The 1,266-nt window shown below is 73.6% G+C and carries 1 protein-coding gene; it reads left to right on the top strand.

Features of this window, described 5'->3' with window-relative positions; all coding sequences use genetic code 11:
- The first annotated feature begins 74 nt into the window (after positions 1-74).
- Complete coding sequence (locus JHN45_RS52050; RefSeq protein WP_201056515.1) at positions 75-698, top strand: cell envelope biogenesis protein OmpA; 624 nt, start codon at positions 75-77, stop codon at positions 696-698.
- Positions 699-1,266 lie beyond the last annotated feature (568 nt).

The following is a 1,266-nucleotide window of genomic DNA, read 5'->3' on the forward strand; positions in this document are numbered from 1 at the left end:
GCTGATCGGGCCCCGGCCGGGTTCGGGGGGTGCCCGGCCGGGGCCCGATCAGCCTGTGAAGGACCGACCTCTTCATGAATCCGGCAATACCCCAGCGGTGTGCGCACCGCCCGCTGGCCGGCGGGCTCGTCGTGCCCTGGGTCTCCCTGATCCACAACGGCCATGCCGCGTTCGGCAGCCTCGACGCCGAACGCGCGCTGCGGGCCTACCGCGACCGCCTGTGCCAGATCTGCGGCCACCAGCTGGACGAGCGGTGCTTCCTCATCGTCCGTCCGGCCGACCAGGCCCGCGGCTACTCGCCCGAACCCGCCCTGCACCCGGAGTGCCTGCCCTACTCGGCCGCGCACTGCCCGATGCTCAACGGTGCCGCGACGCACTACCGCCGACGCACGGTGCTGGCCGGCCATCCCGCGGGAAGGCCCTGCACCGATCCGTCGTGCCCCTGCCCGTCACGCGACCCCGACGGGGGTCATACCGCCCGCAGCGGCAGCCCCGCCGACCGGTACGAGGCCTGGATGATCTCCACCGCCGACTACCGACTCGTCGTACGGCCGGACACACCCGGTGTGCCGGACGGCATCAGCCTCGCCGTCCCGATCCGGCGCAAACGCCTGCTGCGCGAGGCCGCCCTGCCCGAGAACGCCGCGCAGCTGCTTGAGCTGCTGCGCACTGCGCCCGGCCTGGAGGGCGACGGGTGAGCCCGTCCCGCCCCCGCGCCGCCCCGCCGTCCCGACTCTCTGCCTCCACGCCCGAGGAACGACCCATGCAACTCGACCTGTTCGCCGCCGATGATCCGCCCGCGCCCGATCCCAGCCGGCCACGGATCCACCTCAGTTCAGCGGAGCCCCCTCCCCCGCGCCCGGATCGCGCGGCGTCCACTGCGGCGTCCACTGCAACGCGCCGCAGGCACCCCCGGATGCGCGGCCTGTCGCCGACGTCTCTCGCCCTGGACGTGGCAGAGAAGGTCGCCCGTACCTGGCACCGCAACCGCACGGACTCCCGCATCGAGATCCCGGTCGGCGTCGTCGGCCGACCCGGTTGCCGCCCCCCGGAGGCGGGCGGCCGGCCGCGCCGCGCGGCGGGCTTGCCTCGCCCCCGTCTGCAGACGGCTCCGCCAGGGCGGGGGTGATCCGTTTGCATCCCACCCATTTAGTATCTAGTATCGAACAAACGGAGGAGGTTGACGCCCTCTCTGCGCCGAACCACACGAGACAGGAGCGACCCCCGTGCCCTCGCCCCGCCCTTGCGGAGCCGTCTGCAGACGGG

The organism is Streptomyces sp. MBT53 (genome assembly GCF_016654115.1).
GTDB lineage: Bacteria > Actinomycetota > Actinomycetes > Streptomycetales > Streptomycetaceae > Streptomyces.

What these genes read in the sequence shown, in the direction of transcription:
- JHN45_RS52050 (WP_201056515.1), top strand. Translation starts at nt 75, where the DNA reads ATGAATCCGGCAATACCCCAGCGGTGTGCGCACCGCCCGCTGGCCGGC.